Source organism: Pyrinomonas sp., assembly GCF_040289685.1.
In the GTDB taxonomy this organism is placed as follows: Bacteria; Acidobacteriota; Blastocatellia; order Pyrinomonadales; family Pyrinomonadaceae; genus Pyrinomonas.
Window position 1 is genome coordinate 92656 of sequence record NZ_PSLQ01000002.1, and the last position, 13948, is coordinate 106603.

At 59.6% G+C, this 13948-nt stretch carries 15 protein-coding genes; 8 read left to right on the top strand and 7 right to left on the bottom strand.

Annotated features, from left to right (window positions below; all coding sequences use genetic code 11):
• The first annotated feature begins 22 nt into the window (after nucleotides 1–22).
• Nucleotides 23–640, top strand: coding sequence for a hypothetical protein (locus C4334_RS01170; protein ID WP_352430237.1), 618 nt, complete (start codon nucleotides 23–25; stop codon nucleotides 638–640).
• Between the two features lie 465 nt (nucleotides 641–1105).
• Here C4334_RS01170 and C4334_RS01175 read toward each other — a convergent pair whose 3' ends face one another.
• Entirely contained in the window at nucleotides 1106–1810 is a 705-nt protein-coding gene (locus C4334_RS01175; RefSeq protein WP_352430238.1) for a TraB/TrbI/VirB10 family type IV secretion system protein, read from the bottom strand.
• A gap of 481 nt (nucleotides 1811–2291) precedes the next feature.
• Between C4334_RS01175 and C4334_RS01180 the strand changes: the two genes are divergently transcribed.
• The 7 genes from C4334_RS01180 (at nucleotide 2292) to C4334_RS01210 (ending at nucleotide 8567) form a co-directional block, all read left to right on the top strand.
• On the top strand, nucleotides 2292–2936 hold the full coding sequence (locus tag C4334_RS01180; protein ID WP_352430239.1) for a helix-turn-helix domain-containing protein: 645 nt from the start codon (nucleotides 2292–2294) through the stop codon (nucleotides 2934–2936).
• Between the two features lie 112 nt (nucleotides 2937–3048).
• On the top strand, nucleotides 3049–3912 hold the full coding sequence (locus C4334_RS01185) for a sulfurtransferase (RefSeq protein WP_352430240.1): 864 nt from the start codon (nucleotides 3049–3051) through the stop codon (nucleotides 3910–3912).
• Nucleotides 3909–4148, top strand: coding sequence for a sulfurtransferase TusA family protein (locus C4334_RS01190; protein WP_352430241.1), 240 nt, complete (start codon nucleotides 3909–3911; stop codon nucleotides 4146–4148). The genes C4334_RS01185 and C4334_RS01190 overlap by 4 nt, the downstream gene beginning before the upstream one ends.
• 242 nt (nucleotides 4149–4390) lie before the next feature.
• On the top strand, nucleotides 4391–5608 hold the full coding sequence (locus tag C4334_RS01195; protein ID WP_352430242.1) for a trans-sulfuration enzyme family protein: 1218 nt from the start codon (nucleotides 4391–4393) through the stop codon (nucleotides 5606–5608).
• A 96-nt stretch (nucleotides 5609–5704) separates the two neighbouring features.
• Nucleotides 5705–6652, top strand: coding sequence for a PLP-dependent cysteine synthase family protein (locus tag C4334_RS01200; RefSeq protein WP_352430243.1), 948 nt, complete (start codon nucleotides 5705–5707; stop codon nucleotides 6650–6652).
• Between the two features lie 6 nt (nucleotides 6653–6658).
• Complete coding sequence (locus C4334_RS01205) at nucleotides 6659–7090, top strand: M67 family metallopeptidase (protein ID WP_352430244.1); 432 nt, start codon at nucleotides 6659–6661, stop codon at nucleotides 7088–7090.
• Nucleotides 7091–7094: 4 nt separating this feature from the next.
• A complete protein-coding gene (locus C4334_RS01210) occupies nucleotides 7095–8567 on the top strand; it encodes a ubiquitin-like small modifier protein 1 (protein ID WP_352430245.1) in 1473 nt (490 codons plus the stop codon).
• Nucleotides 8568–8644: 77 nt separating this feature from the next.
• Here the strand turns inward: C4334_RS01210 and C4334_RS01215 are convergent, their stop codons facing one another.
• From C4334_RS01215 to C4334_RS01240, 6 genes are all read right to left on the bottom strand, one after another.
• Nucleotides 8645–9790 carry an MlaD family protein gene (locus C4334_RS01215; RefSeq protein WP_352430246.1) on the bottom strand — a complete coding sequence of 382 codons (1146 nt, stop codon included), beginning with the start codon at nucleotides 9788–9790 and terminating at the stop codon, nucleotides 8645–8647.
• 126 nt (nucleotides 9791–9916) lie between these two features.
• Complete coding sequence (locus tag C4334_RS01220; RefSeq protein WP_352430247.1) at nucleotides 9917–10798, bottom strand: ABC transporter ATP-binding protein; 882 nt, start codon at nucleotides 10796–10798, stop codon at nucleotides 9917–9919.
• Between the two features lie 15 nt (nucleotides 10799–10813).
• A complete protein-coding gene (locus tag C4334_RS01225; protein ID WP_352430248.1) occupies nucleotides 10814–11581 on the bottom strand; it encodes an MlaE family ABC transporter permease in 768 nt (255 codons plus the stop codon).
• Between the two features lie 127 nt (nucleotides 11582–11708).
• Nucleotides 11709–12368, bottom strand: coding sequence for a Spy/CpxP family protein refolding chaperone (locus tag C4334_RS01230; RefSeq protein ID WP_352430249.1), 660 nt, complete (start codon nucleotides 12366–12368; stop codon nucleotides 11709–11711).
• A gap of 182 nt (nucleotides 12369–12550) precedes the next feature.
• A complete protein-coding gene (locus C4334_RS01235; RefSeq protein WP_352430250.1) occupies nucleotides 12551–13276 on the bottom strand; it encodes an anti-sigma factor family protein in 726 nt (241 codons plus the stop codon).
• Nucleotides 13257–13871, bottom strand: coding sequence for an RNA polymerase sigma factor (locus C4334_RS01240; protein WP_352430251.1), 615 nt, complete (start codon nucleotides 13869–13871; stop codon nucleotides 13257–13259). Before C4334_RS01240 ends, C4334_RS01235 begins: the two co-directional genes overlap by 20 nt.
• Between the last annotated feature and the right edge of the window lie 77 nt (nucleotides 13872–13948).

A 13948-nucleotide genomic window follows, 5' to 3' on the forward strand; every position in this document is an offset into this window, starting at 1 on the left:
ATTGAGAGTGAAGTTCGAGGCGATGGACAAGAAGAGCAAGTACGATACCGATCCGCTTGAACCGGATTACGCGCGGCGGACGGAAGAGGTCTGGGGGCGCGCCACTGAAGATGCGGAGGTTGAGGCCGCAACGCGACGTTACGTCGAGTTCCCTCCTAGCGGCTCTTCGGTCACATCAGCACCGCCGCCCCAGCCGTTTGCGACCACGCCCATAGGTGTTGCCGACGGTCACCTTTCTTCGTCGCGGTGCGTCGCCGGTTTGGGAATCGCTGAAAAGGTCGCTATGGCGCTGCCTTACGCCCCGTTCTACATCGGTGCCGCCTTCGCCATTGTGGAATTGTTTATCGCGCCGAGAAAAGAAGCGCGCGTGCGCCTCAATGCCGCGCAGGCGCTTGCGCTGCACGTTGCCATCATGGCAGGTGGTTTGCTCTTTCGCTTTTCTCGCTTCCTTGCCGGTTTGACTTTGGGTGAGTTCTCGGTCTTTTTAGTGAACATCGCTTGGTTGGCTTATCAAGTGGTGGCTTTGATCTTTCTCATCTCGTTGCTGATTAAATCGTGGCGCGGAGAAGAGGTTAAATTGGAGCCTCTCGATCGCATCTCCAAACGCATCAACCAACTGGTTGACCCGCGCAACGGTTGAAAAGGTTGATCCGAACTCCGTGCGCTTCTGGTTGCTGACCAATCCTCGCTCGTCAGAGAATTTTCGGCGTCATGGGAGTCGGGAACATGTTTCGCGCCAGGAGCGCCGTTGAAAGATAGATCTTCCAGCAAAAGGTGAAGCCGTCCGCCTTTTCGTTCTCGCGCACAAGATGCGAAAAGAGCGCGACGCTCTCCCCCTTTCGCCGCGCTCTTCCCGCTGCCCTCGCCTAGGAGGCGAGATCTTGTTAAAGCGAGATCCGCTGCGCTCTCCCCATCACAACGGACCTCGCTTTGAACGGTCGCTCGCTTACGTTGCTACCGGGGCGACCGATTCTTCTTCAGCCGTCCGCTTACGCTTCAGCCGGAACGGCGGGAACTTTGGTTGGAAGCCCGCCCGCGCTCTCCCCTCCACGTGCGGGCTTCCCGTCTCGACGCCCCGTGCAGGGTCGCCGATGATTTTGATCCCTTAACGGTAGGCCGGCAACGAAACGCTGCGGTTCAAAATGACGCCGAACTCCGTACCAGACTTAACCACCGCTTCTTGCCCCTTTGAGAGCATGGATCCAGCTACTCCGAGCCCAGCGCCGATGCCCGCACCGATGCCGGCACCTTTGCCCCCGCCCGCAGCCGCGCCAATGACTGCGCCAGTCGCCGCACCGCCGCCGATGAAGACCGCATTGCGCTTGATCGAAGAACGCCCTGTGACCTGCCCTTCGCTATCGTAGTTGACGTTGGTCGCGCTCAGGTCGGTCAACGATCCGTTGATCGGGTACGTCCGTCCGTTGGGCAATTGGACCGAAATGAACTGCACTTCAATCATGCCCGCTTTGCTCGGTCGCTCGGCCCGACGCACGTTGGTGATGCGCCCAATCACTTTGCTGCCTGCTGGGATCACCTCCACGCCGTTGTGCGAATAGACCGGGTCAACCACCGTCGTTGTAAAACGATCGCCGATGCGAGCCGTCTCGGAGCTTATCTGTTGGTCCATCCTTACTCGAATGGTCTGATTGGCGTAGACCGTGTAGTAGTGCGGAACCGCTCGCGTGTAATAGCGCGAACGGGGCGCTCTTCTCCTCGTCTGTGCTTCTACGCTGATGATGTTGGCCGCTGCCACTGCCAATAGGGCGAGCAACACGGGAACGACGCGCATAAAGGTTCTGTTAGTTCTCATGGCTTCACTAGTTCCTCCATCAATCATATTTGACACGTTGTTGTTAGCTCTCATAGCCTCGCCAGTTCCTCCATCGACCATGGTCGGCTTCAATGCCGCCGACATCTCTGCTTCTGCCAAAGAGCAACGGTCGTGCCAATCGCTTGCCATTCAAATCGACATCGCTCCGAAAAAGGGAAATCGCGCGTTTTTGCCCAATAAGAGGCTCGACGCGCCAAGCAAGGTGACGTGAAATGTGTCACAACACACAAATTGAGCGATCATTCTGCACGAATTCGTGTGGCGCGTTGAGTAACTCGCATCTTTACTTTATCTGATCGTTCGTGCGTCATCGAACCACAAGACGAACAGAAGACAAAAGCAATAAAACGCTGGGGCTTCCGGCAAGGGAGCACCGACGAGCATGAAGTCCTGTCGTTCGGAGTTTAGACCTTGTGCCCGTTTTATTGTAAGCTTGGTTGAGCTTACAGGGGTGGAGAAGATGAGGACCGCGGAGAGAGCTGAAAAGTCAACGGAGAAGATTGAGGAGAGCGAACGCGCCGCTGCGGAGCGCGAAGCACGTGAATTGAAGAAGCGTGTCGGAGAGAATCTCGCAAGGCTCCGGCGACAACGCGGATTGAGTTTGGAGAAGCTCGCTTCGCTATCCGGTGTCAGCCGGGCCATGCTGGGCCAGATCGAGGCCGGCGAAAGCACGCCGACCATTGCGCTGCTGTGGAAGATCGCGCGTGGGCTCGACGTTAGATTCGCCGATCTGTTGGGCGATGAAGAGTCGGCGGAGATCGAAATCCTTCCCGTCAGTCGAGCGAAGATCCTACGTTCTGCCGACGGCGGCTTTGAAAGCCGCGCCCTCTTTCCTTTCGATCGCAAAAGACGCGCCGAGTTTTACGAACTGCGCATTCGCGGCGGGCACGTCGAACATGCCGTGGCCCACCCTGAAGGGACTTACGAGAACTTGATCGTTCACTCCGGGCGCCTGCGTTTGACTGTCGGCGACCGCGAGCCCATTGAACTACGTGCCGGCGATGCCGTTTACTTCCGTGCCGATGTGCCTCACATCTACGAGAATCCAACCTCGCGCGACACCATAATGTACCTCGTGATGACCTATGCCGAACCACGCTTGTAGCACACCCGCCATCGCGGCTTGACATCTTCGTTTGATATATTATACAAAAGCGTCGTTATATTATCAGTCCGAGGCGGCTTTCTATCCAGTTCGTGGAGGTGAGGAGCGAGTCATGAGCGCAGCGATCAAACAGTACGCTGTTCCCGACGTGTTGGTCTCCACCGAGTGGGTTGCGCAACATCTCAGCGACCCGCAGGTGCGCATCGTCGAAGTCGATTACGAACCGGAGACGGCATATCGCCTTGGGCACGTGCCGAATGCGGTTTTGATCGATTGGAAGCGTGACATCAACGACACTGTGCGGCGCGACATCGTGTCGAAGGAAGGGTTCGAGAAGTTGATGTCGCGTTTGGGCATCGCGCCGGAGACCACCGTAGTGCTTTACGGCGATTTTCGCAATTGGTTTGCCGCCTATGCCTTTTGGGTCTTCAAGATCTACGGGCACGAAGACGTGCGACTGATGAACGGTGGGCGGCGCAAGTGGATCGACGAAGGGCGTGAGGTCACAGAAGAGGTGCCGAGCGTGCAGCCGACGAGCTATCGTTGTCGTGGGATCGATTTGGGCTTGCGCGCTTTTTTGCCGGAAGTGACCTACGCCTATCAGCGAGATGACGTCAAGCTCGTTGATGTTCGCTCGCCCGCTGAATTCAAAGGCGAAATCACGGCGCCACCGGAATACCCAACCGAGGCGGCGCAGCGCGGCGGGCACATTCCGGGCGCGGTCAACGTCCCTTGGGCACAGGCCGTTGCCGATGACGATACCTTCAAGCCGGTTGAAGAATTGAGGCAGCTTTACGAGAGCAAGGGGGTGACGCCGGACAAAACGGTCATCACTTATTGCCGCATCGGCGAACGTTCGTCGCACACGTGGTTCGTGTTGAAGTACTTGCTTGGTTATCCGACGGTGATCAACTACGACGGATCGTGGAGCGAATGGGGCAACACCGTTGGGTTGCCGATCGAGAAGGGCGAGTGAACGTGACGATGGCAGTGCTCGATCTGCGCGGGCGCGAGGAGGAGTGCGGCGCGTCGCCCGTTCACGCCGCGATCAACGCGCTGCGTCTGCTCAAGGCAGGGGAACGGCTAGAAGTTTTAACGAGCGTGCGCGAACACAGCTTCACGCTCGCACAATGGGCGCGCAAGAACGGCTTCGCCGTTCACGTCGAAGAGCATGGCCGGGAAGCGCGGTTGGTTTTTGAGAAAGCGTCGTGACCGCGACCCAGTGTGCGCACTTGTTTGGGTCGAAGATCTCATCGCTCTTTGAAAAGAAGCGCGGTGGAGGCTCCCTGAAGCTCGGGCGACGTTGCGTTGAGATGTGGATTCGAGCTGACCGAACGCGCATCCGATCTTCCGGCGTCTAGGCGCTCAAGCGCGATGGGCGTTTCTTCCCCTCTCCGCGGTTGCCTTATGATGTGAGGCGCTCGATGAATCGAACTCGCAAGGAGCTGACCTGAGTGAACTCGTTGGAGTTGGAGAAACTCTCTCTCGAAACATCGTTGGTGCACGCTGGAACGCGCAGCGCGGCAATGCCGACAGGAGAGCCGACGGTACCGCCCATCTACGCGGCGACGACCTTCACCTATGGCGCCATGGAGGATTTCGATCGCGTCTTCTCCGGCGAGAAGCGCGGTTACGTCTACACGCGCTACGGCAATCCGACGGTTGCCGCGCTTGAAGAGGCCGCCAAAGTCTTCGAAAAAGGTCGCGGCGCATGCGCTTTCGCTTCGGGCATGGCGGCGTTGCACGCGGCTCTGCTTGCGTGCGAGGTTGCGCCGGGATCGGTTGTGCTCGCTTCGCAAGACCTATACGGCGTGACGTTGCAATTGCTTCACACGGTTTTCGCGGCGTTCAACGTGAAGACCGTGCTCGTCGATTTTCACGACATGGAACAGGCGCGGGCGCAAGCACGACGGTTACGTCCGCGCGCCATCTTGGTCGAAACCATTTCGAACCCTTTGCTTAAGGTCTGCCCGCTGGACCTATGTGCCGAGTTGGCGCGCGAGGTGGGGGCGCGTTTGATCGTCGACAACACCTTTGCGACGCCTTACCTGTGCCAACCCATCGAGCACGGGGCTGACTTCGTCGTTCACAGCGCGACCAAGTACTTGGGCGGACATGCCGATGCTATTGGCGGATTGGCCGTCGTGCGCGACGAAGCCGATCTCGGAGCCTTGCGCGGCGTCGTCAAAACGGCGGGCGGCCTGCTGAGCGTTTGGGAGGCGCACGAAATACTACGCGGAGTGCGGACGCTGGCGTTGCGCATGGAGCGTCACTGCGAGAACGCGCGCCGCCTGGCAGAGCGTTTGGCAAATCACCCGCGCGTTGCGCGCGTTTATTACCCGCTGCTTGACCGAGGCCAACGCGAAATCGTCGGGCGTCTTTTTCGCTCCCCCTTCGGCGGCGGCTTGGTTTCGATCGAGCTTGCAGAAGGGTCGCGCGAAGCGGCGTTTCGTTTCATGGAAGCGCTACGTTTGTGCGTGCGGGCGACCAGTTTAGGCGACGTGTTCACGGGCGTGCTCCATCCAGCGACTTCATCGCACCGCGACATGTCGCCGGCGCAACGCGCCAAACTCGGGATAAACGAAGGTCTGGTGCGCATCTCGGTTGGAATCGAGGCGGCAGCGGATCTCATCGCCGACGTGGAAGATGCGCTCGCGCGAAGCGCTCGGTAGCGAGGCGAAGCTCCGTCGGCGCGTAAAGCGCATCGCCGTCCCGAAGGTGCGTTAACGTCTTTTGGGGGCATAAAACGCATCATACTTTGTGAAAAGATGACGCAAGCGGTGCTGGAAAAAGCGGAGGCAAAACAGAGCGGATCGGTGCTCGATCAGATCGGCAACACGCCGCTGTTGCGATTGGCGCGCGTTGCGCGCGATGTTGCGCGCGGCGTTGAAGTTTACGTCAAAGCCGAGCATTTAAATCCGGGCGGTTCGGTCAAAGATCGTGCCGCGTTGGCGATGATCCTCGACGGCGAACGGCGCCGATTGTTGACGCCGGACCGGATCATCCTCGATGCGACGAGCGGCAACACGGGCATCGCTTATGCGATGATCGGCGCGGCGCGCGGCTATCGCGTGACGCTCTGCTTGCCGAAGAACGCTAGCCCCGAGAGGAAGAAGATGCTGCGGGCATACGGCGCCGAATTGATCGAAACCGATCCGATGGAAGGGACCGATGGCGCGCAGCGTCATGCACGCGCGCTCTACGAAAGCGCTCCGGAAAAGTACTTCTACCCGGACCAGTATAACAACCCGGCCAACTGGCGCGCGCATTACGAGGGGACGGGCGTTGAGGTCTGGCAGCAGACCGAGGGGCGCGTTACGCACTTTCTCGCCGGACTCGGAACATCGGGCACTTTCGTCGGGACGGCGCGACGGTTGAAGGAGTTCAATGCGCGCATTCAATGCGTTTCGCTGCAACCGGATTCGCCGCTCCACGGCCTCGAAGGCATGAAACACATGCCGACGGCCATCGTCCCCGGCATTTACGATCCAAGCTTGGCCGATCGCAACGTCGAGGTCTCCACCGAGGATGCGCAACGCATGGCGCGGCGGTTGGCACGCGAAGAAGGCTTGTTCGTCGGGATAAGCTCTGGCGCGAACGTCTTTGCGGCTTTGCGTTTGGCGCAAGATCTGCCTGCCGGATCAGTGGTCGTTACCATTTTGTGCGACGGCGGCGAGCGTTACATGAGCGAAGAGTTCTGGAACGAAGAGGACTGAGACGAAATGGCCATTGCGCTGAGAGCGGAGCATGAGGCGGCGATGCGCGCACACGCCGAGCGCGATTATCCGCACGAATGCTGCGGTCTGCTGCTCGGGAAGTTCGAGGCCGATGGGGTCAAGCGCGTGGTCGAGACGATGCCCATCTCGAACGCGCGCGAAGAGGAAGCTCGGCGTCGCCGCTTTCTCATCCGTCCGGAGGAGCTGCTGGCGGGCGAACGACGCGCGCGGCAACAAGGGTTGGAGATCGTCGGCTTCTACCACTCTCACCCAGATCATCCGGCGGTGCCTTCGTCCTACGATCTGGAGCACGCGCTCCCCGTTTACTCTTACATCATTGTGGCCGTAGAGCGCAGCGCGACGCACGAGCTGCGTTCGTGGCAATTGCGCGATGACCGTTCGCAATTCGACGAAGAAGAGATCTTGAAAGGAGTTTAAGACGATGGCGATCAGGATTCAAATACCGACGGCGCTTCGGCAGTATGCGGGCGGAACGGCCGAACTGCAGGTCGAAGCGCGCACAGTGGGCGAAGCGCTGGCACAACTGACCGAGCGACACACAGAGTTGCGCCGACATCTTTTCAGCGAGCAGAACAGATTGCGGAACTTCGTCAACGTGTACGTTAACGACGAAGACATACGTCACGCACAAGGGCTCGAAACGCCGGTGAAAGATGGCGATACAGTGATGATCGTGCCTTCCATCGCCGGCGGCGCCGTGACCGAAGAGGCGTTGTCGGTCGGTCACGCGGGGGAACTTCCGACGCTCAGCAACCAAGAGATCGCGCGTTACAGTCGTCACTTGATCATGCCGGAGGTCGGCATGGAAGGACAGCGGAGGCTGAAAGCGGCGCGCGTGCTGATGATCGGCACAGGCGGTCTCGGCGCGCCGCTCGGCCTCTATCTTGCTGCCGCTGGCGTTGGGCACCTCGGCATCGTCGATTTCGACGTGGTTGATGAATCGAACCTACAACGGCAAGTAATCCACGGCACGCGCGATGTCGGACGCCCGAAGATCGAGTCGGCACGCGATCGCTTGCGCGACATCAACCCTTATATCGAGATCGAAACCTACAACACGCGCTTGACCAGCGAGAACGCGCTCGAACTGTTCCGTGAATACGACATCATCGTCGATGGCACAGACAACTTTCCGACGCGCTATCTGGTCAACGACGCTTGCGTCCTGACGGGCAAGCCGAACGTGTACGGATCGATCTTCCGTTTCGAGGGACAGGCGAGCGTCTTTTGGGCCGCGCGCGGCGCTTGTTACCGTTGTCTCTATCCGGAACCGCCGCCGCCGGGGCTCGTCCCATCATGCGCCGAGGGGGGCGTGCTCGGCGTGCTACCGGGCATCGTCGGCGCAATTCAGGCTAATGAGACGATCAAGTTGATCTTGGGTGGCGGCGAGCCGCTCATCAATCGTTTGTTGCTCTTCGATGCTTGGCACATGCGTTTTCGCGAATTGAAACTGCGCAAGGATCCGAATTGCCCGGTGTGTGGTCCGAATGCTACGATCAAGGAGTTGGTCGATTACGAAGCTTTCTGTGGGTTGCGCGGTCAAGAGGGCGCAACCGGAAAGAGCGACGCTGAGATGGAAGAGATCACGGCAACTGAGCTGAAACAGCGTTTGGATCGGGGTGAGCCGGTTCAAATCATCGATGTTCGCGAGCCGGCTGAGTACGAGATCGCGCGATTGCCGCAAGCGAAATTGATCCCGCTCAAAGAAGTGGTTGCGCGCATGGATGAGATCGATCCGAGCAAAGAGACGGTGGTCCATTGCAAAGGCGGCGTGCGCAGCGCCAAAGCGATCGAAGCTCTGCGACGCGCCGGATTCACCGGTCGGTTGTTGAACTTAAAAGGCGGGATCACCGCTTGGTCGAACGAAGTCGATCCGAGCGTGCCGAAGTACTGAACTCGATGGATTGCGACACAAGGCGAGCAGCTCGCTTCGATTCAGGGCGGGCTGCTCGCCGTTTCTGGGTGAAAGCTTCAGAAGAGCGAAACTTTGATGCGCAGGTATTTGCCCGGATCGCGCCGAAAATCGTAGATCAACTTGACCGCTTCGGATGAAAGCTGATTGACATTGGTATAGAGTTGATCGTCGGTCAGCAGTTTCCCGACTGTCCCCTCGCCGCGTTGAGCGCTGGCGATCATCTCATCGATGCGGGCCGTGGTGGCGTTCAATCGCGCGATGGCGATCCGCGCGTCGTTGTAAAAGGCTTCGTCGGTGAGAAGCTTGCCGAAGGTGCCGCGTCCAGCGCGGATGTCAGCGACGATGGCGTTGATCTCGTCAGCCGAGCGATTAAGGCGCGCCACGGCCGTGCGCGCTTCGTTGTAAAGAGCTTCATCGGTCAATAACTTGCCTGCTGTACCGCGTCCGCGCCGAAGGTCGGCTGAGATCGTTTGCAGTTCAGCCGTGACGGTGGCGAGGTTGTTGTAAAGCGTCGGGTCGTTGATTAGCTGTCCGGCAGTGCCTTCGCCTGAACGTATGCGTCGCGTCAAATCCTGAATGTCGCGCACGGCGGCGTTCAAATTGTTGTAGAACGATTCGTCGTTGAGAAACCGCCCGAAGGTTCCTTGCCCTTCGTTGATCTTTTGCGCGATCTCGGTCACTTGACGCGAGAGTTGGTTGAGTTGCTGGACCAGTTCGTTGCTCGATGCGGTTACGTCGGCGAGCGTGTTGGCCGAACTCGAACGCAAAAGGTCGCCATCGTTGATCGGTTGCCCTAGCGCAGTGCCCGGCGTGATGTTGATCAGCTTATCAGTGCCGAGAATGCTCGGTGAACCGAGCGTGGCGATCGAGTCGCTGCGAATGCGTTCGGTGGCGGGACGGCCGTCGATCACCGATTCGATCTCCATCAACGCTTCGATCTTGGGCGCGTTCGGATCATCCGATGGCGGCAGCAGGCGCACGTCTTTGACGGTGCCGACGCGCACGCCCGCCAACCTTACCTCGGAACCGCCGCGCAACCCGTCGGCGTTGGCAAACTGCGCGCGCAGTCGGAGCTTTGGCGTAAAAGGCGTGAAGTCTCCAGCCGCGCTCAGGATGAGGAAGATCAGGATGGCGATGGCGATGACGACGAACAGGCCGACGCGCAGTTCACGCAGTCCAACTTTCTTTCTGGTTGGTGGCATAGGACGTTTACGAGGCGGCTCTTGCGACCGCGCTTCATCGGTCGCAAGGGCGCGTTGATCTTCGGTTCGAACGGTAGAAGTTTAGACGCGATTGCGGTCGTTTGTCGAGAGGCGCCGTTCGAGAAGCTATTTGCCGCGAACGAACCAGCGGATGTACGGGTCTTCGGATTTGAAGAGTTCTTCGTCCGTCCCGCTGAAGATGATGCGTCCATCGCGGATCATGATGATTTTGGTGTTGAGCAGGCAGAGGCGTTCGCCCTCTTCCTCGAAGACGACGTTGCCGCGTTCGTCGATGGTTGCGTACTCGCCCGTCAAATACTCGACGTTGTTCATCTCGTGCGTGACGAAGATGGATGAGACGTCTTCCAAATCGCGCAATTTGATCGCCAGTTCGCAGATCGTGCGCGCCGTCGGCGGATCGAGTCCAGCGGTCGGCTCGTCGAAAAGGACGATCTTGGGATCGCCGACCAGCGCGCGAGCGATGCCGACGCGTCGGCGCATGCCGCCCGAAAGTTCGTTTGGCATCTTGTCGATGGCGTCCTCGAGGTTAACGAAGCGGAGCATGCGGCGAACCTCTTGCTCGATCTCTTCTTCGGGTACGCCCTGCTCGCGCAGCCGATAAGCGACGTTCTCGTAAACGGAGAGGGAATCGAAAAGCGCGCCCTCTTGAAAGACCATGCCGATCTTCTTGCGAACGCGCATCATCTCCGTTTCGTCATAGTCGGTGATGTCCTCACCATCGATGAAGATCCTGCCGGCATCGGGCTTGATCAATCCGAGCACCAACTTGATGATGGTCGATTTGCCGCTCCCCGAACCGCCGAGAATGATCTTGGTTTCGCCTTTGCGGACGGTGAAGCTGATGCCATCGAGCACCTTGTGGTCGTCGAAGGCAAGATACACGTCGCGAAACTCGATGGCCGGTACAATGCGGTTCGTCTCTGCTGGCAGCGCCGAGACCTCGGCCGTACGTCTTTCCGCCGTTGAGATGTCGTCCGTAATGACCATCCTCCTCCCGACCGTTCATGGTGGCGTCTCTAGGATAACCTGCAACGCATTGGCGAGAAAGAAATCGGCGATGATCACCAGAATCGAGCCGAGCACCACCGCCGTCGTCGTCGAGCGCCCGACGCCGACCGTGCCGCCCTCGGTCTTCAAACCTTGACGGCAAGCGACCGTACCGATGATCAAGGCGAAAAAGATCGGTTTAATGACGCCGCCGAGGATGTCTTCGAACTGCAGACCATCGCGCACGCCCGAAAGGAAAGTGTTGCTCGCCAGTCCGTAAAGCGTGGTCGCCACGATCATGCCGCCGCCAATGCCGACCACGTCGGCGACCACGGTCAGCAGCGGTAACATAACGAGAAGCGCGATCAAACGCGGCGCGACGAGCTTGCGCACTGGATCGGTGCCGAGCGCGCGCATCGCGTCGATCTGTTGAGAGACGACCATCGACCCGAGTTCAGCGGAGATGGCCGAGCCGACGCGCCCCGTCACCATGAGCGCCGTCAACACTGGACCTAGTTCGCGCACCAGAGAGATGGCCACCAAGCGTCCGGTCTGATCCTGCGCGCCGTAGTACTTTAGCGTCGGATAGGTCTGCAAGGTGAGCACGCCGCCGGTGAAGAAACCGGTCAGCAAGATGATCGTCAACGAGCCGACGCCGATGATATCCATCTGCGTGATGATCTCGTTGAAGTAGCGCGGGCGTTTGAAAACGCCGCGGGCGGCCCGCGCCACCAGCAGCGTCATCTCCTGAACCTCTAGCAGGGCGCGCGTGGCGATGTTCATGGTCCAGCGGAATGCGCAAGAGGCGCCCGCCGCTCTGTCTTTCGCGTTCAAGGCGGACGCGCGGTCGCGCGAATCGGGTAGCTATCTTGCGAGAAAAGTAGTGCAAGCGTCAAGCATACGGTAAAGCTCACGGACGGGCGTTTGATGGGGCGGGAGCGGTAGACGAAGGCTTCTGCGTCGTCGGCGATTGGTTCGTCGAGCGTTGTTGCTGTTGGCGAGCGCGTTCTTGTTCGCGCAGTTGTCTGAAGAGCCGAAGCTGTTCCGGCGTAAGCACGCGACGAATCTCCATTTCGACCCGTGCGCGATGGCGCGTCACTGCCGCTTGGGCGTCGGCCAGTTCTTGAATGCGCGCTTCGATCTCGCGTTCATCCAACTGGTCGGCATAAATGGCTTCGTCGAGCGCGCGCTGAGCTTGGCGCAGGCGAGTCGTGACGAGTTGACCGGTGCGATTGTTTCGCCGCCGTATTTCACGGATCTGTTGTCTTTGCTCGGGCGTCAGATTCAGCAGGTCGAGCAACGGGCGCTGGCGCGTCGGCGCGTTCTGGTTCTGCGCGTTGGGCCGGTTGGATGGCGACGGCTGTGCCACGGCGCGATTGGCCGGGGGGGGCTGATTCGCCGGTTTCGTTGCAGGCGTCTGTGCCAGTGCTAGGTGCGAGGCGAAGAGCGCCGTTGCTCCAGCGTACCAGATGCTCTTCGCTCGCGATCGGCGCGCTTTGTGTCGCCCCCACATTTGATCTTTCCCCTCGGTCAAAAACGTTAGGCGGCGGCGCAATGGATTCGTGACCATTTTCTTCGTTCAACCCCTCGTTTGTTTCGGCGAGTCGCTCAACCACCGATCTTCGGTCTCGCTCAATGGCTCAGTCGGCTCCGAAGTCCGCCTGAGCGACGTCGCCAGAAATCTCCGCAATCGGGATGCTGACCTCGCTTTATATCTCTCAAGCGCTTGCGCCCAAGCCCTAAGGAGCATCATCAATCGTTGATCTCGCTCAGCAGATCCGAAAGGCGCGGGATCGCGTCATCGTTGCGTGCATAAATGGCTTGCTCTTGCACGGGGGCGGTTTTGCGCACAGTTGACGCGCGACGCGGTACGTTCGGCGCCCTTGTCCGCACGCCCTCATCGGCCACATCTTCCATGACTTTGGCTGCCGCTTGCTCTTCGGCGACGCGGTCGAGCGCCTCGGCACGCGCTTGCGCAACGCGCTCAGCTACAATGCGTTCGACTTGTTCGCGCGTGTAGAGCGGTTCGGAAGGGCGGTCGGGGCGTTCGGATTGAACTGGTGCGCGGAGGATTCCCGTGCGCAGCGTCAGACCCTGCGCGGAGTAACTTATTTCGGCGTTAGTGATGGCCAACGCGGCGAGCGCGCAAATGACCGCCGAAGCAAACACCATGCTCGTTTTCAGCCAAAGGGGCGAGAGCGCGAAGAAGTCGCGCAGAGCTTGCAGCGCGCGTCGCCACTCGGGCACGCGCTGCACGTCCACTGTCGCGCGGTCCATGGCGGGAACGCTGACCATCTGACGCCACTCGCCGATCGCGTCGCGCACTCGACTGAAGGAGGCGAGTTCTTCGCGACACGCCACGCAAGACGTAAGATGTTGCTCGAAGCGCGTCGTCGCGTCTTCGTTCAGCTCGCCGTAAAGGTAAGAGATTAAGTCAGCGGCGCACGCGCGAGTGTCGTTAAAGTCTCCTCGATGCATATTCCTCCCCCATCACGTTGAACCTTTCCAGCCTCATGCGCAGTTGTTTGAAGGCCGTGTAGAGCCTGCTTTTGACCGTGCTGACTGGCAACTGCAAGGTCTCGGCGATCTCTTGAAAGGTCATCTCTTCGAACTCTTTCATGATGACCACTTGTCTCAATTCCGACGGAAGCGCGTTGACCGCTCGACGGACAGCTTCCACACGTTCGCGCGCTTCGACTTCGTGCGCTGGCGACGCTGCGCGAGAGTCGTCGAGCGCAAAGTGCGCGCCGTTCGGTTCGTCGAGCGATTCTTCAGCGCGCACGCGCTCGCGTCGCATGCGCGTGATGCACTGGTTGACGGCGATGCGATGAAGCCACGATGAGACCTTGGCCTCGCGACGAAAGCCAGGCAAGTTCCGAAAAGCCGAGAGGAAAGTTTCCTGCGTCGCATCGCGCGCAGCATCCTCCGACCCAAGCATGCCCAAGGCGAGCAGAAAGATGCGCCGCTCCCAACGACGCATGATCTCGCCAAAAGCCTCTGCGTCGCCGGCAAGCGCTCGCTCGACCAGTTGCTCGTCGCTCGCTTGCTCCATTCGCCGCCAACCAGTGCGCACGACGGCGCGCTTCTCATTCGTTTAGACGCCGAGCGTAACCCGACGGACGGCTAAAGTGTAGCGCGCCCGACGATCCC

What these genes read in the sequence shown, in the direction of transcription:
- C4334_RS01230 (WP_352430249.1), bottom strand. Translation starts at nt 12,368, where the DNA reads ATGGTCACGAATCCATTGCGCCGCCGCCTAACGTTTTTGACCGAGGGG.
- C4334_RS01175 (WP_352430238.1), bottom strand. Translation starts at nt 1,810, where the DNA reads ATGAGAACTAACAGAACCTTTATGCGCGTCGTTCCCGTGTTGCTCGCC.
- C4334_RS01220 (WP_352430247.1), bottom strand. Translation starts at nt 10,798, where the DNA reads ATGGTCATTACGGACGACATCTCAACGGCGGAAAGACGTACGGCCGAG.
- C4334_RS01235 (WP_352430250.1), bottom strand. Translation starts at nt 13,276, where the DNA reads ATGCATCGAGGAGACTTTAACGACACTCGCGCGTGCGCCGCTGACTTA.
- C4334_RS01225 (WP_352430248.1), bottom strand. Translation starts at nt 11,581, where the DNA reads ATGAACATCGCCACGCGCGCCCTGCTAGAGGTTCAGGAGATGACGCTG.
- C4334_RS01205 (WP_352430244.1), top strand. Translation starts at nt 6,659, where the DNA reads ATGGCCATTGCGCTGAGAGCGGAGCATGAGGCGGCGATGCGCGCACAC.
- C4334_RS01215 (WP_352430246.1), bottom strand. Translation starts at nt 9,790, where the DNA reads ATGCCACCAACCAGAAAGAAAGTTGGACTGCGTGAACTGCGCGTCGGC.
- C4334_RS01185 (WP_352430240.1), top strand. Translation starts at nt 3,049, where the DNA reads ATGAGCGCAGCGATCAAACAGTACGCTGTTCCCGACGTGTTGGTCTCC.
- C4334_RS01200 (WP_352430243.1), top strand. Translation starts at nt 5,705, where the DNA reads ATGACGCAAGCGGTGCTGGAAAAAGCGGAGGCAAAACAGAGCGGATCG.
- C4334_RS01170 (WP_352430237.1), top strand. Translation starts at nt 23, where the DNA reads ATGGACAAGAAGAGCAAGTACGATACCGATCCGCTTGAACCGGATTAC.
- C4334_RS01180 (WP_352430239.1), top strand. Translation starts at nt 2,292, where the DNA reads ATGAGGACCGCGGAGAGAGCTGAAAAGTCAACGGAGAAGATTGAGGAG.
- C4334_RS01210 (WP_352430245.1), top strand. Translation starts at nt 7,095, where the DNA reads ATGGCGATCAGGATTCAAATACCGACGGCGCTTCGGCAGTATGCGGGC.